General features: G+C 65.2%; 20 protein-coding genes and 1 pseudogene. 12 read left to right on the top strand and 9 right to left on the bottom strand.

Annotated elements, in window-relative coordinates; genetic code table 11:
• Window positions 1–132: 132 nt before the first annotated feature.
• The 8 genes from LWC34_RS43330 to LWC34_RS43295 all read left to right on the top strand — a co-directional run bounded on the left by LWC34_RS43330 (window position 133) and on the right by LWC34_RS43295 (window position 9,146).
• Complete coding sequence (locus LWC34_RS43330; protein WP_233731133.1) at window positions 133–1,443, top strand: GlnX family signal transduction membrane protein; 1,311 nt, start codon at window positions 133–135, stop codon at window positions 1,441–1,443.
• Entirely contained in the window at window positions 1,440–2,411 is a 972-nt protein-coding gene (locus LWC34_RS43325; RefSeq protein ID WP_233731132.1) for a glutamate ABC transporter substrate-binding protein, read from the top strand. The genes LWC34_RS43330 and LWC34_RS43325 overlap by 4 nt, the downstream gene beginning before the upstream one ends.
• Window positions 2,412–2,417: 6 nt before the next feature.
• On the top strand, window positions 2,418–3,632 hold the full coding sequence (locus tag LWC34_RS43320; protein WP_233731131.1) for a hypothetical protein: 1,215 nt from the start codon (window positions 2,418–2,420) through the stop codon (window positions 3,630–3,632).
• Window positions 3,629–5,842, top strand: coding sequence for a serine/threonine-protein kinase (locus LWC34_RS43315; protein WP_233731130.1), 2,214 nt, complete (start codon window positions 3,629–3,631; stop codon window positions 5,840–5,842). The genes LWC34_RS43320 and LWC34_RS43315 overlap by 4 nt, the downstream gene beginning before the upstream one ends.
• A gap of 15 nt (window positions 5,843–5,857) precedes the next feature.
• Complete coding sequence (locus LWC34_RS43310; protein ID WP_233731129.1) at window positions 5,858–6,838, top strand: PP2C family protein-serine/threonine phosphatase; 981 nt, start codon at window positions 5,858–5,860, stop codon at window positions 6,836–6,838.
• Window positions 6,835–8,130 (top strand): vWA domain-containing protein, encoded by a 1,296-nt coding sequence (locus LWC34_RS43305; RefSeq protein ID WP_233731128.1) that lies wholly within the window; start codon window positions 6,835–6,837, stop codon window positions 8,128–8,130. Before LWC34_RS43310 ends, LWC34_RS43305 begins: the two co-directional genes overlap by 4 nt.
• Complete coding sequence (locus LWC34_RS43300) at window positions 8,130–8,762, top strand: FHA domain-containing protein (RefSeq protein WP_233731127.1); 633 nt, start codon at window positions 8,130–8,132, stop codon at window positions 8,760–8,762. The genes LWC34_RS43305 and LWC34_RS43300 overlap by 1 nt, the downstream gene beginning before the upstream one ends.
• A 75-nt stretch (window positions 8,763–8,837) precedes the next feature.
• Window positions 8,838–9,146 carry a hypothetical protein gene (locus LWC34_RS43295; RefSeq protein ID WP_233731126.1) on the top strand — a complete coding sequence of 103 codons (309 nt, stop codon included), beginning with the start codon at window positions 8,838–8,840 and terminating at the stop codon, window positions 9,144–9,146.
• A 148-nt stretch (window positions 9,147–9,294) separates the two neighbouring features.
• Here the strand turns inward: LWC34_RS43295 and LWC34_RS43290 are convergent, their stop codons facing one another.
• Entirely contained in the window at window positions 9,295–9,390 is a 96-nt protein-coding gene (locus tag LWC34_RS43290) for a DUF4259 domain-containing protein (RefSeq protein ID WP_233731125.1), read from the bottom strand.
• Window positions 9,391–9,551: 161 nt separating this feature from the next.
• Between LWC34_RS43290 and LWC34_RS43285 the strand changes: the two are divergent.
• Window positions 9,552–10,227, top strand: a pseudogene (locus LWC34_RS43285) (lysophospholipid acyltransferase family protein).
• Here the strand turns inward: LWC34_RS43285 and LWC34_RS43280 are convergent.
• Both LWC34_RS43280 and LWC34_RS43275 read right to left on the bottom strand, forming a co-directional pair.
• Window positions 10,224–10,625 carry a hypothetical protein gene (locus LWC34_RS43280; RefSeq protein WP_233731124.1) on the bottom strand — a complete coding sequence of 134 codons (402 nt, stop codon included), beginning with the start codon at window positions 10,623–10,625 and terminating at the stop codon, window positions 10,224–10,226. The pseudogene LWC34_RS43285 and the gene LWC34_RS43280 overlap by 4 nt on opposite strands.
• A gap of 7 nt (window positions 10,626–10,632) precedes the next feature.
• Window positions 10,633–11,049, bottom strand: coding sequence for an SMI1/KNR4 family protein (locus tag LWC34_RS43275; protein WP_233731123.1), 417 nt, complete (start codon window positions 11,047–11,049; stop codon window positions 10,633–10,635).
• Window positions 11,050–11,234: 185 nt separating this feature from the next.
• Between LWC34_RS43275 and LWC34_RS43270 the strand changes: the two genes are divergently transcribed.
• A complete protein-coding gene (locus LWC34_RS43270; protein ID WP_233731122.1) occupies window positions 11,235–11,723 on the top strand; it encodes a DUF4279 domain-containing protein in 489 nt (162 codons plus the stop codon).
• Here LWC34_RS43270 and LWC34_RS43265 read toward each other — a convergent pair.
• The 4 genes from LWC34_RS43265 to LWC34_RS43250 all read right to left on the bottom strand — a co-directional run bounded on the left by LWC34_RS43265 (window position 11,709) and on the right by LWC34_RS43250 (window position 14,310).
• Window positions 11,709–12,314: a hypothetical protein gene (locus tag LWC34_RS43265; RefSeq protein WP_233731121.1), complete on the bottom strand. Its 606-nt coding sequence runs from the start codon at window positions 12,312–12,314 to the stop codon at window positions 11,709–11,711. The two genes, LWC34_RS43270 and LWC34_RS43265, sit on opposite strands and share 15 nt — an antisense overlap.
• Window positions 12,315–12,323: 9 nt before the next feature.
• The gene (locus tag LWC34_RS43260; protein WP_233731120.1) at window positions 12,324–12,743 is read right to left on the bottom strand and encodes a hypothetical protein; all 420 of its coding nucleotides are present in this window, start codon (window positions 12,741–12,743) and stop codon (window positions 12,324–12,326) included.
• Window positions 12,744–12,756: 13 nt separating this feature from the next.
• On the bottom strand, window positions 12,757–13,167 hold the full coding sequence (locus tag LWC34_RS43255) for a TrmH family RNA methyltransferase (RefSeq protein ID WP_284051912.1): 411 nt from the start codon (window positions 13,165–13,167) through the stop codon (window positions 12,757–12,759).
• Window positions 13,168–13,317: 150 nt separating this feature from the next.
• The gene (locus LWC34_RS43250) at window positions 13,318–14,310 is read right to left on the bottom strand and encodes a GGDEF domain-containing protein (protein ID WP_233731118.1); all 993 of its coding nucleotides are present in this window, start codon (window positions 14,308–14,310) and stop codon (window positions 13,318–13,320) included.
• 80 nt (window positions 14,311–14,390) lie between these two features.
• On the opposite strand from LWC34_RS43250, the gene LWC34_RS43245 reads away from it, so the two are divergent.
• Together LWC34_RS43245 and LWC34_RS43240 are read left to right on the top strand one after the other, a co-directional pair.
• Complete coding sequence (locus LWC34_RS43245) at window positions 14,391–15,908, top strand: mucoidy inhibitor MuiA family protein (protein ID WP_233731117.1); 1,518 nt, start codon at window positions 14,391–14,393, stop codon at window positions 15,906–15,908.
• Window positions 15,905–16,696, top strand: coding sequence for an arylamine N-acetyltransferase family protein (locus tag LWC34_RS43240; RefSeq protein ID WP_233731116.1), 792 nt, complete (start codon window positions 15,905–15,907; stop codon window positions 16,694–16,696). The genes LWC34_RS43245 and LWC34_RS43240 overlap by 4 nt, the downstream gene beginning before the upstream one ends.
• Here the strand turns inward: LWC34_RS43240 and LWC34_RS43235 are convergent.
• Together LWC34_RS43235 and LWC34_RS43230 are read right to left on the bottom strand one after the other, a co-directional pair.
• Window positions 16,693–17,124 carry a CBS domain-containing protein gene (locus LWC34_RS43235; protein WP_233731115.1) on the bottom strand — a complete coding sequence of 144 codons (432 nt, stop codon included), beginning with the start codon at window positions 17,122–17,124 and terminating at the stop codon, window positions 16,693–16,695. The genes LWC34_RS43240 and LWC34_RS43235 overlap by 4 nt on opposite strands.
• Before the next feature lie 92 nt (window positions 17,125–17,216).
• Entirely contained in the window at window positions 17,217–17,693 is a 477-nt protein-coding gene (locus LWC34_RS43230) for a GNAT family N-acetyltransferase (RefSeq protein WP_233731114.1), read from the bottom strand.
• Between the last annotated feature and the right edge of the window lie 10 nt (window positions 17,694–17,703).

Below are 17,703 nucleotides of genomic sequence, written 5' to 3'. Positions count from 1 at the left end.
CACCGCACCGGTGTTGCTGCGATCTGAGCTCATCCGTTCACACCTCGGGTTACTGTGGGGATCATCACCGGCAACGGGGCGTTAACCGGGTAGCGAGGGGTGTGGTCGCGGCATGTTCACGGGTGACCCTGGATGACGATCACCAGCCATCGAGCGTTGAAGAACGGACCGTTACGCCAGGTCACCGATCTGGCCAGGACAACACCAGGCGTGCTCGGAGCGCTCGCCTTGCTGCTGATCGTCGTCGGCGTGACCGCGGGCGTGTTCAGCGCGATCAGCGTGCAGCGCCGCGCGCAGGCGCTGGAGGACCTGGCCAGCCGCAGCGGCCCGCTGAGCGTGGCCGCACAGGAGATCTACCGGAGCCTGTCGGACGCGGATGCCACCGCGAGCGGGGCGTTCCTGGCGGGCGGTCTCGAACCGGCGGGCGTGCGTACCCGCTTCGAGCAGGACATCGCGCAGGCCAGCAACGCCCTCGCGATTGCTGTCGCGGCCCGCGAGACAAGCGATGTGACGGCCGCGAACAGCCCGCTGGCCACGTTGTCCGGCCAGCTGCCCGTCTACACCGGCTTGGTCGAGACCGCGCGGGTGAACAACCGGCAAGGCTTGCCGCTGGGGATCGCGTACCAGCGGGAGGCGTCAAACCTGATGCGGACGCAGCTTTTGCCTGCGGCGCAACAACTCTACGACGCCGAAGTCTCCCGCGTGTCCGCCGACCAGGACCGCGCGGGCGGGTTCCCGATCGCCGAACTGCTGCTCGGCCTGTCGGTGCTGGCCGTGCTGGTCGTCGCGCAGGTGTACGTGCGGCGCCGGACGAATCGGGTGTTCAACATCGGGCTGATCGCTGCCACTGGTGCCGCGGTGATCTCGCTGCTGTGGGTGTCCATCGCGACGTTCAGCGTGATCTCCAGCGTGGACGACAGCCGGGTCGAAGGGTCCTCACAGGTCGACGTGCTTGCCAGGGCCAGGATCGCGACACTGCAGGCCAGGGCGGACGAGACGCTGACGCTGGTCGCCCGCGGCACCGGCAAGGTCTACCAGGACGACTACGTCCAGGTCAGCACCAAACTGGCCGGGCTGATCAACGAAGCCAGCGCCAAAGCGACCGATGGCGCGGTCAGCGGGGAAATCAACTCCGCCCGCGCGAACAGCCAGGCGTGGGCCAAGGCGCACGACGAAATCCGCAAACAGGACGACGGCGGGAACTACACGGCTGCGGTAAGGCTGGCGATCGCGGCTGTCCCTGAAGGCTCTGGCACGGCGTTCGACAACCTCGACGCGGACCTACGGGAGGCGATCGACCGGACGCGGGCCGCGTTCAACGCTCGCGTGGCAGACGCAAGCGGCGCGTTGGGTGGCACAGTTGTGGTGGTGTCGCTGCTGGCCATCGTCGTCGCAGTCGGGGCAACAGCGGGGATCTGGCAGCGCCTGAAGGAGTACAGATGAGACTCGCACTGGTGTTGGCGGCAACCGTCGTGGCGTTGGCTGGCTGTACGTCCGCGACGACCACGACCACGATTCCCACTGTCAGCGCGACGATCCCGAAGCCCGCGAACGCCGCCGACGTGACCGCGCCGCCGTCGGCCGCTGTGCGGGAATGCGGCGACAAGCTGGCGAGTTCGCGGCCGTTGAACCCGATGCCCGCGCCGGGCAGCATGCCCGCCGACTCGACGATGGCCAAGATCGTCGCGCGCGGGAAGCTGATCGTCGGCGTTGACCAGAACACGTATCACATGGGTTTCCGTGATCCGTTCACCGGCGAGATCCAGGGTTTCGACATCGACATGGCCCGCGCCATCGCGGCCGCGTTGTTCGGCGACCCGAACGCGATCCAGCTCCGCGCGGTCACGTCCGACCAGCGGATCCCAATGCTCAAGAGCGGCGACGTGGACATCGTGGTGCGCACGATGTCGATCACGTGTGACCGGCTGGTCGACGTGAACTTCTCGGCGGTGTACTACGAGGCACAGCAACAGGTGCTCGTGAAGAAGAACTCGGGCTTCACCGGCATCGATTCGCTGTCAGGCAAACGAGTCTGCGCGTCGCGCGGGTCGACTTCGCTGCGCAACATCGCCAATTCGCCTGCCAAGCCGATCGCGGTGTCGGTGTCGGACTGGACCGACTGCCTGGTGATGCTGCAGCAGGGCCAGGTCGACGCGATGTCCACGGACGACGTGATCCTGGCCGGGATGGCCGCGCAGGACCGGTTCACCGAGGTGGTCGGCCCGTCGATGGCCGCCGAGCCGTACGGCATGGCCATTCCCAAGGACAACGTGGATTTCGTCCGGTTCGTCAACGGTGTGCTCGAACAGATCCGCGCCAACGGCACGTGGCGCACCTCGTACAGCCGTTGGCTCGACGACCTGATCCCCGGTCCGCCGCCCGCTCCGCCGGTACCCCGGTACAAGGATTGAGCGGCCGTGTTCATCCATGAGGAGGCGGACCGCGCACTGCAGCGGCTCAGTTCCGAAAGCGACCGGATGGCGGACGCCCTGGTCGCGATGGACAGCCACAGCGGTCATCAGCTGCTGCGCAACGCAACCCTGACCGGGTTGACGAAACAGCGTTGGGCCGAGGCGTGTGCGGCGATGACCGTGCTGTGGGAGCAGTTCAACCAGCACCGCCGGATGGTCGAGCTGGCCAAGGACATGATGGACCGTCGTGACCTTGGCTCGTTGACGACATTGCTGACCGCGCCGGTGGTCGAGCTGAACGCGCAGCAGCTGCCGATCGAGCAACGCAGCCTGACCGGCCCGGCGATCGTGACCGAGAGCATCACGTTGGCCGAGCTCGTCGACCGGATGAAGGCTTCCTACAAGGCGATCACGGAAGTGCTCGCCGCCGCCGACACCGCGTGGAACACCACGATCCAGCAACTCGACCCGTTGGAGATGGAGCTGCGCTCGGTGGCCGCGCTGGCCGCGTCACTCGGCGTGGACGAGCCCGCGCTGGCGAAGGTCGAGGCGGAACTGGCCCAGATCCGGGAACTCGCCCTCAGCGACCCGATGGCCCTGGATGCCGTGAAGGCCACCCTCGCGGCGTCAGACGCCAGCAATTCGGCCCTCACCGCTCCGGACCGGCTGGCGAGGGAGCTGGCGGAGACCAAGGCCCGGTTGAACCGCCTCGCCTCAGCAAAGGACACGTTCGACGACTGGATGGCCCGTATCGAGGCGTTGCTCGGCGAGGTCAGCGTCGCGTTCGAGGAGGCGCGGGTCGCATACGCCACCGTCATGCAGAAGATCGCCTCCCCTGGGTTGCCGCGACTCACCGAGGCCGTCGCGCCTTTGCGTGCACGGCTCGTGGAGTTGCCAGAGCTATGGCGTGCCGGGCAATGGCGTGAACTCGCGGCCAGTCTTGAAGGCCTGGAAGGCGACGCGACAAGCGCCCTTGCCGAAGCCCGCACGCAGTTGCGGCTGGGCACCGGCCTGCTGGATCGACGACTGGAGCTGCGCGGCAGGCTGGAGGCGTACCGGGCCAAGGCGAATCGCCTCGGCCACGCCGAAGATCTCCACCTCGCCGAGCTGCATCGAGTTGCCCACGGCGTGCTGTACACGTCGCCGTGCGACCTGCCCGCCGCGACCCGCGCGGTCAACCGGTACCAGCAAGCATTGCAGGACAAGAGGAGCGGCTCATGACCAATTGTCCGCGCTCGGGCTGCGACGGGTCGATAGACGAGGACGGATTCTGCGACACCTGCGGCCTGGAAGCGCCGTCTCCCGGGACAGCCGCGACGGCTTCCTCCTCGGTACGGACCTCGTCAGGCAGCAGGCCGACCGGGTGGAGCGCGCCCACTTCCAGCGGCAGCGGCCCGACGTCCCGCTCGCGTCGCGGCTCGACCCGTTCGACCCGGCGGGGTCTGTTGGGCCGCGGCATCGTCGAAGTTCCCATTGTGCCGAAACGGGATCCACGGGAAGCGGTACTGGAGAACCCGGAAGTCCCTGAGAACAAACGGTTCTGCAGCAAGTGTGGCGCCAAGGTCGGCCGTGGCAGGGAAGGCAAGGCAGGCCGGGTCAGCGGGTTCTGCGCGAAATGCGGGCACCACTTCGACTTCACGCCCAAGCTCACGGCCGGTGACGTGGTCGCCGGGCAGTACGAGGTACTCGGCTGCATCGCGCACGGTGGCCTCGGCTGGATCTACCTCGCGCTCGACCATGCCGTCGCCGACCGCTGGGTTGTGCTGAAAGGTCTGCTGGACACCGGTGACGCCGACGCGATGGCCGCGGCGATGGCCGAACGCCGGTTCCTCGCGCAGGTCGAGCACCCGAACATCGTGCGGATCTTCAACTTCGTCGAGCACCAGCACGGCGAGAGCACCACCGGCTACATCGTGATGGAGTACGTCGGCGGCGAGTCCATCAAGGACATGATCAAGCAGCTGCGTACGGCCGGTGACCAGACCGCGTGCCTGCCGCTGACCCAGGCGATCGCGTACATGCTCGAGATCCTGCCCGCGTTGGGCTATCTGCACGGGATCGGCCTGGTGTACTGCGATTTCAAGCCGGACAACGTGATCCAGGTCGAAGAGCAGCTCAAGCTGATCGACCTCGGCGCGGTGCGGCACGTCGATGACGAGGACAGCCCGATCTACGGCACGGTCGGATATCAGGCACCCGAGGTGGGCAAGGAACTCCCGTCCCCGCTGACCGACGTGTACACGGTCGGGCGCGCGCTGGCCGTGATGACCTTCCCGTTCGATTTCCATGCCACGTACAAGACTTCGCTGCCTGGCACGGCGGAACAGCCTCTGCTGGCGGAATTCGAGTCGTACTACCGGCTGCTTCTGCGTGCCACGCACAACGATCCGGCACAGCGTTTCGGGTCTGCTGAGGAGATGCGCGACCAGCTGGAGGGCGTGTTCCGTGAGGTGGCCGCGACCGAGGACGGCCAGCCCCGGCCAGGGATCTCGGTCGAGTTCACGGCCGAACGCCGCAGTTTCGGCGTGAACAAGACGCCTGACGTGTCCGAAATCGCGATGGCGCTGCCGATCCCGCGGATCGACGCGTCGGACCCCGGCGCCGCGTTCCTTGCCGGAATCGCCACCGACAGCACCGAGGAGCTGATCAACGAGCTGAAGACCGCGCCGATGCAGAGCGTGGAGGTGAAACTGCGGCTGGCGCGGGCGTACATCGAGATCGGTGACGACACGGCGGCCAAGAAGACGTTGAATTCCGCCAAATGCGAGCCGAGCGACTGGCGCTTGCCGTGGCACCGCGGCCTTGCCGCGTTGGCCGCGCGCAACGCCGCGCAGGCGCGGATGTCGTTCGAGACCGTGTACGACATCCTTCCTGGTGAGGCAGCGCCTAAACTGGCGATCGCGGCGTGTGCCGAGGCGTCAGGGGACATGCCCGATGCTGACCGGTACTACCGGATCGTGTGGCGCACCGACCGCTCCTACATCAGCGCCGCGTTCGGCCTCGCGCGGGCGTTGCTGGCCAAGGGGCAACGACATGAGGCTGTGGACGTCTTGAATTCCGTGCCGGACACATCGAGTCACTACCTGGCCGCGCAACTGGCGGCGATCAAGGCGCGAACCGGGATCTCCCGCGCCGACGGGCTGACCGAGCACGATCTCGTGGTCGCGGGCGCTCAGCTCGCCGGGTTGGAGCTCGACGACGCCCGGCGCGCCCACGCATCCCGTGACCTGCTGGAATCGGCTTACGCATGGGTCAGTGGCTGGCCGAAGGGAGCATCTGGAACGGTGTTGGGATGCCGGCTGGTCGACGAGGATCTCCGGCGCGGCCTGGAGAAGTGGTATCGGACCTTGGCCCGGCAAGCCGCAACCCGCCGGGAACGCATCGAACTGGTCGACCACGCCAACCGGATCCGGCCGAAGACCTGGATCTGAGCGGGAGAACAGCACGTGACTTGCCCTGACTGCGGAGAGCCCGCCGAGGCCACCGACCGCTACTGCGAGAACTGCGGCGGCAGCCTTCAGTTGCGCAGGACCCCAGCCGGCGGGCCGATCGGCCGCGTCGGCGATGCCGGGTGCGTCGGCTGCGGTTGCGAAGTGGCGGCCGACGGGTTCTGCGAGACGTGCGGCCGTGCGCAGCCAACCGGCAGAGACCGAATGGAGTACGACCTCGAACTGGTGGCCGGGGTCAGCGACCGCGGCAGGGCTCGTGCGCGTAACGAGGACTCCATAGCCTTCGGCGTGGTCGGTCCCTTGGGTTCGCCGCAAACGGTGGTCGCGGTGCTGTGTGACGGTGTCGGTTCGACCGAACGGGCGGATTCGGCGTCCCAGACCGCGGTCGACGCGGCCCTGGAGTCCATTGTGGACTCACTGTTGTCCGGCGCTTCCCCGCGTTCGGCGACGGAAGACGGTGGCGCGGCGGCGTATTCGGCAGTCGGCGAACTGGCCCGGCCGAACTCCCCAGAGACAGCGCCTTCGTGCACGTTCGTGTCGGCGATCGTGACACCGACCGAGATCACGGTGGGCTGGATCGGTGACAGCAGGGCATATTGGGTGTCCTCCTCCCCCGATGTGCCCTCCCGCAGGCTGACCACGGATGACACGTTGGTCGCGCAACTGGTCGCGGCCGGGATGGATGAAGCAGAAGCGTCGGCGAGCCTGAACGCGCACGCGCTGGCCCGCTGGGTCGGCGCCGATGCCGAGGCCGCGCCGCCGCACGTCACGGTGCTCACGCCGGAGGCGCCGGGCAGGCTGATCGTGTGCAGTGACGGCCTGTGGAACTACTTGCCGGACGCGGAGTCGTTGGCGGCCAAGGTTTCTGACGCGGAACCATTGAAAGTCGCGGCCGAGTTGACCAGTATCGCCAATGAGCTTGGCGGGCACGACAACATCACCGTTGTGGTTGTTCCTTGGGAGGGGAGATTGCCGTGACGGATTTTCAGATCGAGGTATATCAAAACGAGTATCTGCCGCAGGGAGCGGCTGAGGTCAACGCGATCGTGACGGTCACGGCTTCGGGCAGTCCCTCGGCAGTAACAGCGCCTCCGGACGCTGAGGCCGCCGAAGTGATCATCATCGACACCTCGGGTTCGATGCAGCATCCGCCGACCAAGCTGGCCGCGGCGAAAGTCGCGACCAACGCGGCAATCGACGCGTTGCGCGACGGCGTGAACTTCGCGGTGGTGTCCGGCTCCGAACGGGCCGACTTGGTGTACCCGCCACGGCTCGGCATGCGCCCGGCGACAACGGTGTCGCGCAACGAAGCGAAGCGCGCGGTGAACGCCCTGCGCGCGGACGGCGGAACCGCGATGGGCGAATGGCTGCTGCTGGCCCGTGAACTGTTCGCGACCCAGCAGAACCCGTTGCGGCACGCGATCCTGCTCACCGACGGCCAGAACGTGCACGAGCGTCCGGCGAAACTGGAACGAATCCTGGAAACGGTCACTGGCAACTTCGTGTGCGACTGCCGTGGCGTCGGAACGGACTGGGAAGTCAAGGAACTCAGGAAGATCTCGACGGCCCTGCTCGGCACGGTGGACATCGTGGCGGAGCCGTCCGATCTCGAAGCGGACTTCCAGGCGATGACGTCGAACGCGATGGGCAAGGAGATCGCGGACGTGTCACTCCGGTTGTGGACGCCACAAGGCGCCACGGTGAAGTTCGTCAAGCAAGTCGAGCCGACCCTGACCGACCTGACCGGCCGCCGGGTCGAAACGGCGCCTCGCAGCGGCGACTACCCGACGGGCGCGTGGGGCTCGGAAAGCCGTGACTATCACGTGTGCATCCAGGTGAACCCGGCGAACATCGGCGACAAGATGCTGGCAGGCCGAGTCAGCTTGGTCTCCGCTGCCGGTGACGTGCTCGGCAAGGGCCAGGTCCTCGCGGTGTGGACGGATGACACGGCGCTGTCAACGAAGATCAACCCGGAGGTCGCTCACTACACCGGACAGGCAGAGCTGGCGTCGGTGATCGAGGAAGGCCTTGAAGCGCAACGAGCTGGCCAGATCGAGACGGCGACAGCGAAGCTCGGCCGCGCGGTGAAACTGGCGCACGAGTCGGGCCACGAGGACACCGCGAAGCTGCTGGCAAAGGTAGTGGACGTGGTGGATCCCGTGCACGGCACGATTCGGCTCAAGCGCGAGGTGGCCGCGGTCGACGCGATGACACTGGAAAGCAGATCGCAGGTGACCAAGCGCGTCGGCAGAAAGTCCGGGGAGGACTGATGTCCACGACGTGTGAACATTCGTGGGGCGAAGACGGCTTCTGTGAGATCTGCGGCCTGGCCGAGGCTTCACCAGCTCCCGCGGTGGCGCCACCTGAGCCTGCGCAGACTCGGGAGTGCCCGTCCTGCGGGGCTCCGTTGGACGACCGCTTCTGCGAGGACTGTGGCGCGGATTCCCTTGCCACGCCTCAATCTCCCGCGCCCGAGCCGGTGGCCAACGGTGGCGTTCGTACCTGGTCGGTGGTGGTGTCGGCCGACCGGAAGTACTACGAGAGCGTGAAAGCCGACGGCGGCCCGGACGCGGACTCGATCATGTTCCCGCCGTACTGCCCAGACCGGCATTTCGAACTGCGTGGCGAGCAAGTGAGCATTGGCCGCCGGAGCGCGACGCGCGGAATCCAGCCGGACATCGACCTGACCGGTCCACCGGAAGACCCAGGCGTGTCAAGGCTGCACGCATTGCTTGTGGCGGAAGCGGATGGCGGCTGGGCGATCGTGGACATCAACTCAGCCAACGGAACAACCCTGAACTACCGCAGGGACATGCTGAAACCCAACACGCCAAGGACATTGACCGACGGGGACCGTGTCCACATCGGAGCATGGACGACGATCACCCTGCACGCGGACTGAGAAGAATTCTGCAGGTATGCCTGTTGTGAGTTATCCCGCAACAGGTTCGTTCAAGATCATGCGAGACTCGCGGGCATGGGTATTCGAGTTCTGATCCGCGGCGCGGTCCTGACAGCCGTCGCCGCCGGATCATTGGTGACCATGCAAACGGTGTCCGCGGCCGAAGCATGCGCGGCTGAAGCCACGGTCCAGGGCTGCACACCGGCCAAGAAACAGGAAGAAGGCTTCAGCACCAAGCGAAGCTGTGACTGGGCCGGTAGCAGTGGCGCGCAAGCAGGCCGCTGGACCAAGTGGAACTGCTCACGTGCGCTGGGCGGCTACGAACTGTGGGTCCAAACGTGCACCGCGCGCAGTGCCTCGGAAGTAGCCGCCGTCCGCGACTGACCCCGTTTGAAGAAGCCGTCAGGTTAGGGGTTGGCCTGGCGGCGTACCTTGTAAGATCTCGATCGTTTCATCCAGCAGGTGCTGTACCTCGGCTAGCCATCGATCACCGGCGCCGGCGTCGTGCCACAGCAGATAAGCCTCGGAATCTTCAGCCGTCACGCGGGAAAGCGCGAACAAGACCCGAATCGTCGACCAAGTCCATCGCGTGGTCGTTGTCGAACGGCCCCACCCCGGATGCGCTCATGCCGTCACCCTAGGGGCCGGTGAACGTGCTGAGCGCCACAGCACCCTGGGGTGTTCGGACTGGGAGTATGGGAATGAGTATCCGTGCGAAACGGACAACACTCGACGAAATGAGGGCCCGTGGAGCTCGTGTACCCGCCCGTCATCCTGGCCGCCAAGACCATGTTCCGCGTGCTTGATCTGCGGCTGGACATGCAGGGCAGCGAACACATCCCGGCCCGAGGTGGCGCGGTGCTCGCGTGCACGCACGTCAGCTACCTCGACTTCATTTTCTGCGGCCTGGCAGGCTTACCGGCGAAGCGCAAAACCCGGTTCATGGCCAAGCACGAGATCTTCGCCAACCGTATCGCCGGTCCACTTATGCGTGGCATGCACCACATCGCGGTCGACCGAGACGCAGGCCAAGCCTCGTACCAGCAAGCCGTAGCGGCCCTGCGCGCCGGTGAGGTAGTAGGCGTGTTCCCCGAGGCGACCATCAGCCAGTCGTTCACAGTGAAGGGCATCAAAAGCGGCGCGGTACGAATGGCCGCGGAGGCAGGCGTGCCTGTCATCCCCATGACGGTCTGGGGCAGCCAGCGCCTCTGGACGAAGGGCCGCCCGAAGAACCTCACCCAGCGACACGTCCCGATCCTGATCCGCGCGGGAGACCCCTTCTACCCAACCCTCGATGACGACCAGGACGTCCTCACCCAGGACCTGCGTGCCCGCATGAGCGCCTTGCTCGACCAAGTCCAACGACTACCCGGAGACACCGCAGTCCGATCCGTGGTGGCTCCCCGCACACCTCGGCGGTACGGCGCCGACGCCTGAAGAAGCCGCGGCCCGCGACACCCGCTAGCTCACCATGTTCACGGTGATATCGAATCCATCGACCTCGTCGTAGGCAACCGTGGGCCACAAAGCCTCGATTGCCAGCCATATCGCACGCACAAGCACCCAGTTGATGCCTGTCCCGCTGAGCCTGACGATCGTGTTGGCGTACTTCACCCGCCCAGTAGGATCCTCGGCCAGGACCTCCGTGGCGATTTCGGGATCGTTGCTGATTTCAACCACGATGGCCTTCGCGGGAGGGTCGGATTCGAGGTGAAGTCCAGCATTCATGGTGCCTTCCGCGAATCCCCGCCCGAAAACCTGAACCCGCGTCCCGCCCTTCGCCATCTGCCGGAACAGCTTTGCCAGAGTCACCTCGGGCTCATCCAACGCAGTTTGGCAGTAGAACGTCAACTCGTACGCCACAGTCGGATCAGTACAGCATGGCGACGAACTCCTCAATGGAACGCGCGGCCTGCCTGGGCACCCGGTCCTCGTCGATGTAGACCACGGCCCCGGAGCGATCGAGCATCACCGTGTCATGCCCACCGGATGGCGTAGAGCAGATGACCAAGCCGATGTCCGGATACTCCCACTCGGCGATCATGTACGCGCTGTTCTCAAGTCCCGGCGACCCGCCGATACCGAGAATCGCGCTGATTTCAAAGTGATCCGGAGCCCACGACGTCTCAAAATTGGTCGGACAACGCGGCCGCACCGGTGTCCCGCCATTGCGGACATACAGAAGGTCGACGTACCGCTGCGGCAGTTTTATACCGCTTGTCCGTGGGAACGGGCTTCTCCGATCTCGGAGTTGACCGTACCGGACCGTCGGTGCACAGCACCGCATCGGCAAGCTCGAACAACGCATCTGCCCAGCCGGTCTGACACGGCGGAACCTGACTAACTCCCCGAACGCCGCCTCCCGATCGGGATCATGCACACTGATCACCGCAGCCCATGATCAACCGGGTTCCTACGGGCAGACCTGAATCTCGTTGGCGCTCGATGACCGTGCCGGTCAAGAATGGCCGCATGCGGACTTTGCAGTACTGCTACTTCGCGCTCAAGAGCACCACCATGTCTGCAAAAGACATCACCAACCGGCTTCTCATGCAGCCGGACGAGGTCATGGTGATGGGCAGTCGACACCCCGAGCATCGTGTGCCCCGCTGTCACGCTTGGAAGATCGTTCGTCGGAGCACCGAGAGCGTCGATGACCAAATCCAGCACCTCGTCGATCGGTTGAGCCCAGTTCATCCCAGGCTGGTCACTCTCGTCACCGACCCCGACGTCAGCCCGGTCATGGAGGTCGTGCGCTACTTCCACCACGAGGAAGGCGTCCAAGCTCCGCCCGACGGCTCCTTGCCGATGCTGGGGCAACCACGCCCACTGGGCTGGAGCCTGTCGCCACTGATACTCCAGTTCCTGAGCTCTACCCGAACCACTTTGGACGTCGACGAATACGACCTGAGCGACGAGAATGACGAGAACCCAGCCACAAGTCCCTCAGTGGCAGGTTAAAGAACAAGCTTGGAAGTACATGACGTCGGGTGACACGGTGAAGTGGGTGAAGATCATCCACGCCGTCTCGATCTGCCCGATGAGCCGTTCAGCTCCTGGTGGGACGTCAACCCGGATGGTGACGTGGTCTTCCTCGATGTCTCGTGAGATCGCGACTTCGAGGGTCACGTTTCCCACCAAGGGATATGTGAACCATTCATCGTCGGCGGCGGGTTCAAGGCCTGCTTCGAAAGCGCCCCAGTCGAAATCGTCGAACCGATAGCTGACAATGTTCGACAGTACGATCAGGAACCCCTTCAGGTTCTCCAGCTTCAGCCAGCCGACAACTGTTTTGCGCGGCGCCTTGAGGATTCGCAATCTCGCATCGGCCAGCTGCGCGTAGTAGTCGCGCCCGAAGATCGCAGCCACGCTCGTCTCCAGCGTTCCGACAACCCGCCAGATGGCGTCGTCGTCGATCCCGCCCTCTTCCCCGAGGCGATACAGCCAGTCGGACAAGACAAGCGCTTCATCAGCGGTCAACCGGACAATCACGTCCTTGTTCGCGGCATCCTCCACTCGCAGCAGAGTGGCAGACGGCCCACGCGACAGCATCCGATTTCCTCAGCACCCTGGCCGGTCCTGCGACACGGCGAACCCGGTAGGACTTCGAGTACGCAGAACCTCCCAAATCTCATGGTCCCGTGCTGACGAAAGCCAAGAGTCGAACGGCACGCCATAGCCTCGAAACCACCATTCACCGTTCCCGCACAACGACTTCAGCTCGGCGTCCACGGCATAGCCGTACATCAGGTCGATCTGGAGCAGGCCCTTGTCGTCGTCGAACTGGCGGGTGAAACCGGCCTCGAACACCGGCGGATCGTTCCAGCTGCCAGCGCAGTACTGAAGCAAGAAGCCGTCATCATCCGCCGCGAACTCAAGCTGGGCGTACGCCCGCACAGCCTCGAACAACTCCTCTACAGAAGGAATCGACTGGCCGAGCAAGCTTCGCGCCAGCGGCACGGCATCTTCAACTGAACGCACCCGAGACATTGTGTCAGACCAGACCCGCGAGTTTATACGCCACAAGGGATCCAGCGACCGCCACGTTCAAGCTCACGCCCGTGCCGACCATGGGAATCTCCACGGCCACGTCCAGTAGTTCTGTTGCCTCAGGCGGAATCCCGGTGCGTTCGTGGCCAAGGACGACAACTGTCCGGCGGCGAGCCGGTGGCAAGGATGCCAAGCGGATGGACTCGTCGGTCAACTCCACCCCAACGATGTCTGAAGACTCGCGCTGATCCCGAAGCCACCGAACCGGTCCCTTGACCCAGTGCACGCACGAAGGCTGCCGCAGCGTATTCCCGGTCTGCAAAGCCGCAGGAACCCACGGCAGACGCGGAACTGCCATACACGCACCAACAGCATCACACGTCCGCAGCAAAGTCCCCAGGTTGACGCCGTGCATGGGCCATAAGGGCGCGATGATCAGGTGGTTCCAGCAAGAATGGGCTTTGCGGCGGCGTTGCCGACGGATCTCCGTGGCTGTCCGCACCCACATCTGGGCGCTCATCCGCGATTCGCGGGATGCTCCTTAATCACCCACACAGTATTTCGCTCAAGACGTAGGCGTGTCAACGGAAACAGCGCGCACGGCGTTGCGCCCTGACCGCTTGGCCGAGTACAGCGCGCCATCCGCGGCCGCCATCAAAGCGCGATCCGTTGTCGCATCAATGTGCAGCGCGGCGACACCGACACTGACTGTCAGCGTGGACTCGCTCTCCACAGCACTGCGGATCTGTTCCGCGCGTCGCAAACCGTCGGCGAGGGCGCAATCTCTCAGTGCCGCGCCGAATTCCTCGCCGCCGATGCGGGCAAGCACATCCGTTGGTCGGGTCTGTGCTCGCAACACGCCAGCGACAAACGCGAGCGCCGAGTCCCCCGCCGCATGCCCCTGCGTGTCATTCAGCCGCTTGAAGAAGTCAAGGTCGATCATCAACAAACACATGGGCGCCGCACGCGAGACATGATCCGCGAACCGGTCATCCCACGATCGCCGATTGGGAAGATCCGTGAGCTTGTCCGTACGCGCCTCCAGCGCGATCGATGAAACCAACCGGTTCACCTGGCGACGCAGGCTCGCAGTCACCACAAGCGTCACAACGGCCGTGCCGACCATGTACACGGACGGCGTTATGCCCGCGACACCCAAGATCGAGATCGCGATGGGCGGGTAGCTGACCGCAATCAACACCACGTTGAACAGCGCATTGCGCCACGACAGGAAGTAGGCACTGAACAGCACGGGCCACAGGTAAAGCAGCTCACTGCCGTCGGTGGTCGTGCGGGTGAGGATCGACGACATCGCTATGAGCACCGTGCCCAACGGCCCTAGGCCGCACACGAACCAATGCGGGATCCGCCGCGGGTTCAGCACGCAGAACAATCCGATCACCACAGCGATACAAGCCACGAATGCCGTTGGCGTCGTGTAGCCGTGCACGAACCCAGGAACCCCGACACACAACACCAGCGCCAGCCCACCACCGATGACCAGCAGCAGGCCACCTATCCGGGCCGCGCTCGTCTGCGAGTACGGGGTGTCTGACATCGTCGCGAGCTTAATGGCTCACCCCCGATCAGGCGCCTCGAAACGCGATTACGTACATGAATGGCGGTAATCTCGCGAGGGTGACCGTGCAAGCACCGATCGTGGCAGTGACCGTGTACCCCGGGCAGGCGCGGGTGACGCGGCGAGCCACGGTCACACTCGCCAACAACGAGCCGATCGAGATCAACGGGTTGCCGCTCAGCATGCAACGGGACTCCGTCCGCGTTCGCTGCCACGGCGAAGCCAGGGTCGTCGGAGTTTCGCTCACCACAGCACACAAACCGCGGTCAGACGATGCCAAAGTCGTTGAACTAGAGGGAAAACTCCGCGGACTGACCAACGGGCTGCAGGAACTGACCGACACGGTCGCCGTCGAGGACAGCCGGATCGAACTGCTGACCGGGCTGCGCCGACGGGCCGGTGGCACGTTCGCGAAAGCCCTGGCCAAAGGCGAAATCCAGCCGGATCGGATCGCCGACCTTACCGACTCCATCGGCAACCAGCTCGCCGACGTGCTTGCCCGCAAACGGGAACTGGCCCAGCAACGGGTCAGCATCCAAGAGGAGTTGGACGCGGTCAGCCGGGAACTCGCCGCGCTGCGGACACATCAGACGCCCGACCAGCAGGCCGCGCGCGTCGAACTGGAAGCAGCCGACAATACGACTGTCGACATTGAACTGTCCTACGTGGTCAACGAGGCATCCTGGACGTCCAGCTACGACATCAGGCTCGACGGCGAGTCCCTCTGGATCTCCTGGTACGCCGAAATCACTCAGTTCAGCGGCGAGGACTGGCCCCAGTGCGAGCTCGCGCTGTCGACCGCGCGGCCCGCGGTCTCCGTGGACATCCCCGAGCTTGAACCGTGGTACTTGGACCGCGTGAGGCCGCCCGCAGCACCTGTACCGATGATGATGGCGGCTGAACAAGCGGTCTACGGCGCACCGGGCGCGGTGGACGCCGTGATGGCCGTCGAACACACCACAACCGCGGCGATCTACCGCCCGACGAGGCCTGTGGCCGTGCCATCGGACGGCACCTCCCACCGCGCGACGGTCCACGCCGAGGCCGTCAATGCCCGAATCGACCACATCACGGCGCCGAGCCAGACCTTGGAGGCCTACATCCGCGCCACCGCCGTGAACACCTCGGAGCACACGCTGCTGCCAGGCGCTGTGTCGATCTTCCACGAGGGCCAGTTCGTCGGCACGACCACGCTGGATTTCTGGTCGACCGGCGAGGAGATCGAGCTCAACCTGGGCATCGACGACCAGATCCGGGTCGAACGCAAGCTCGTCCAGCAGAGCGCCAGCAAGGCTGTGACCGGCCGCACCAAGCGCAGGGACGCGGAATACCTGATCACCGTCGGCAATTACAGTAAGCGTCCGACAAAAGTCACTGTTCTTGACCAAATCCCGGTGTCGCGGGACGACGGGATCACGGTGAAGGACGTCAGCTGCAAGCCGGAACCCGGTAAGCGCACCGACCTCGGTGAGCTGACCTGGGAGCTGGCCCTGGAACCCGGTAAGACCGCCGACATCCGCGTCGCCTTCCGGGTCGAGGTGACGCGCGGCGTGGAACTACAGGGATGGCGCGAATGACCTGGGGAACCGAAGAGCTCGACCTCGATGCGTACCTGAGCCGGATCGGCGTGGCCGAGCCGACCCTGAAATCCGTGCACGCCGGCCACGTGGCCAGCATCCCGTTCGAGAACATCGAGGTGTTCCTCGGTGACGTGCCCAAGCTGGACATCCCGAGCCTGCAGGCGAAACTCGTCGGCCGCGAGCGCGGTGGCTACTGCTTCGAGCACAACCTGCTCTACACGGCAGCCCTTGACCGGCTAGGCATTCCCGTGCAGCGGCTGCTTGCCCGGCCACGGCTCAGCCAGCGCGGCGGGCCGATGCGGGGCCGCACGCACATGATGGCGGTGGCCGAGGTGGACGGGCGGCAGTGGCTGACCGACGTCGGCTGGGGTGGCGGGGGTCTGCTCGAACCGATGCCGTTCGAGGAAGGCACGATGCGGCAGGGCGCGTGGACGTTCCGGCTGACGCGCATCGAGGAACAGTGGGTGCTGCAGTCGTTGACTGCGGGCGAATGGGTCAGCTACTACGGCTTCACCACCGAGCGGCAGTACCTCGCCGACTACGAGATGAGCAATTTCTACTCCGCGCGGGCGCCAGGTTCGCACTGGACCGCGCGCCTCATCGCGCAGCGCACCGGCCCGGAGTTCCGCACGGCTCTGGTCGGGAACGAGCTTGTCAAGGCGCGGCCGAGCGGTGAGACCGAGAAGCGCACGCTGACCGCGGCCGAGATCCTCGGCGAATTGCCTGCCACGTTCGGCATCGAGCTGACCGATGCCGAACGTGACCAGGTGATCAAAAAAATCTAACCCTGGGTGATGTAGGCCTCGAGCTGCTGCTGGTCTTCTTCCAGCTTCTTGATCCGGCTCTTGACCACGTCACCGATGCTGACGATGCCGACAAGCCTGCCGTCGCGCACCACAGGCACGTGCCGGATCCGGCGCTCGGTCATCAGCACACTGAGGCTGTCGACCGAGTCGTCGGGTGCGCACGTGAACACCTCGGTACTCATGATTTCCACGACCGCCGCGTCGAGGAGTTCGGCGCCCCGGTCGTTCAACCGGCGCACGACGTCACGTTCCGAGACGATGCCTGCCACGCTCTCGTCAGCGGCGAGGACGACCATCGCACCGATATTGTGCTCGGCTAGCGCCGCGAGCAGCTCTCTGACCGGCGTGCCCGGTTCGGCCGTCGCCACGGTAGAACCTTTGCTACGCAACAGGTCCGCGATCCGCATCAGGTGCCTCCATCCCAACCACCGGTGTGACCCTGCTAACAAGCAGGTTAGGCGGTCGGACGTGATCAGCAACAGATCACGGAATGTGTCCGTTATGTTCGAATGCGTGATGGCCGGTACATCACCCAACGCTCGCCCAGCGCGTTGAGGCCGCCAAGCCGCTCCTCGTGGACGAGTTCTGCCAGCTCAGGGCCGGGTTCGGCGAGAACAGTGAAGCCAAGCTTGGCATACCACGGACCGTTCCAGGGCACATCGGCGAATGTGGTCAGCGTGACGCCACGAGCGCCCGCGCGAGCGATGACGGCCTGCATGAGCGCGGTTCCCAGGCCTTGCCGCGCGTATGCCGGGTCAACGGCGATCTGATGCAGGTGCAGATGCCCGTCAAGCGGCCCGACGTACGCGAAGGCCACCGGCGGATCGCCTGCGACCAGCACGTCCGCTGGATCAGTCACCGTGTCGACGACCGTTCCGCCCGGCGGGAACACGATCCCGACCGCTTCGAAAACCCGGTCGGCGGCGCGTTCGATGTCGCCGAGCGTAGGCAAGTCGGCGGCTGACGCGGTGCGCACGGCTGGGACC

Source organism: Kibdelosporangium philippinense, assembly GCF_021390435.2.
Lineage (GTDB): Bacteria > Actinomycetota > Actinomycetes > Mycobacteriales > Pseudonocardiaceae > Kibdelosporangium > Kibdelosporangium philippinense.
The sequence above is the reverse complement of the archived record's forward strand: the minus strand, read 5'-3'. Positions and strand labels throughout refer to the sequence as shown.

Bases quoted from the DNA above. Each gene is read 5' to 3' on its own strand.
- LWC34_RS43330 (WP_233731133.1), top strand. From the start codon at position 133: ATGACGATCACCAGCCATCGAGCGTTGAAGAACGGACCGTTACGCCAG.
- LWC34_RS43325 (WP_233731132.1), top strand. From the start codon at position 1,440: ATGAGACTCGCACTGGTGTTGGCGGCAACCGTCGTGGCGTTGGCTGGC.
- LWC34_RS43315 (WP_233731130.1), top strand. From the start codon at position 3,629: ATGACCAATTGTCCGCGCTCGGGCTGCGACGGGTCGATAGACGAGGAC.
- LWC34_RS43300 (WP_233731127.1), top strand. From the start codon at position 8,130: ATGTCCACGACGTGTGAACATTCGTGGGGCGAAGACGGCTTCTGTGAG.
- LWC34_RS43295 (WP_233731126.1), top strand. From the start codon at position 8,838: ATGGGTATTCGAGTTCTGATCCGCGGCGCGGTCCTGACAGCCGTCGCC.
- LWC34_RS43290 (WP_233731125.1), bottom strand. From the start codon at position 9,390: ATGAGCGCATCCGGGGTGGGGCCGTTCGACAACGACCACGCGATGGAC.
- LWC34_RS43275 (WP_233731123.1), bottom strand. From the start codon at position 11,049: ATGCGGTGCTGTGCACCGACGGTCCGGTACGGTCAACTCCGAGATCGG.
- LWC34_RS43270 (WP_233731122.1), top strand. From the start codon at position 11,235: ATGCGGACTTTGCAGTACTGCTACTTCGCGCTCAAGAGCACCACCATG.
- LWC34_RS43265 (WP_233731121.1), bottom strand. From the start codon at position 12,314: ATGCTGTCGCGTGGGCCGTCTGCCACTCTGCTGCGAGTGGAGGATGCC.
- LWC34_RS43255 (WP_284051912.1), bottom strand. From the start codon at position 13,167: ATGCACGGCGTCAACCTGGGGACTTTGCTGCGGACGTGTGATGCTGTT.
- LWC34_RS43250 (WP_233731118.1), bottom strand. From the start codon at position 14,310: ATGTCAGACACCCCGTACTCGCAGACGAGCGCGGCCCGGATAGGTGGC.
- LWC34_RS43240 (WP_233731116.1), top strand. From the start codon at position 15,905: ATGACCTGGGGAACCGAAGAGCTCGACCTCGATGCGTACCTGAGCCGG.
- LWC34_RS43235 (WP_233731115.1), bottom strand. From the start codon at position 17,124: ATGCGGATCGCGGACCTGTTGCGTAGCAAAGGTTCTACCGTGGCGACG.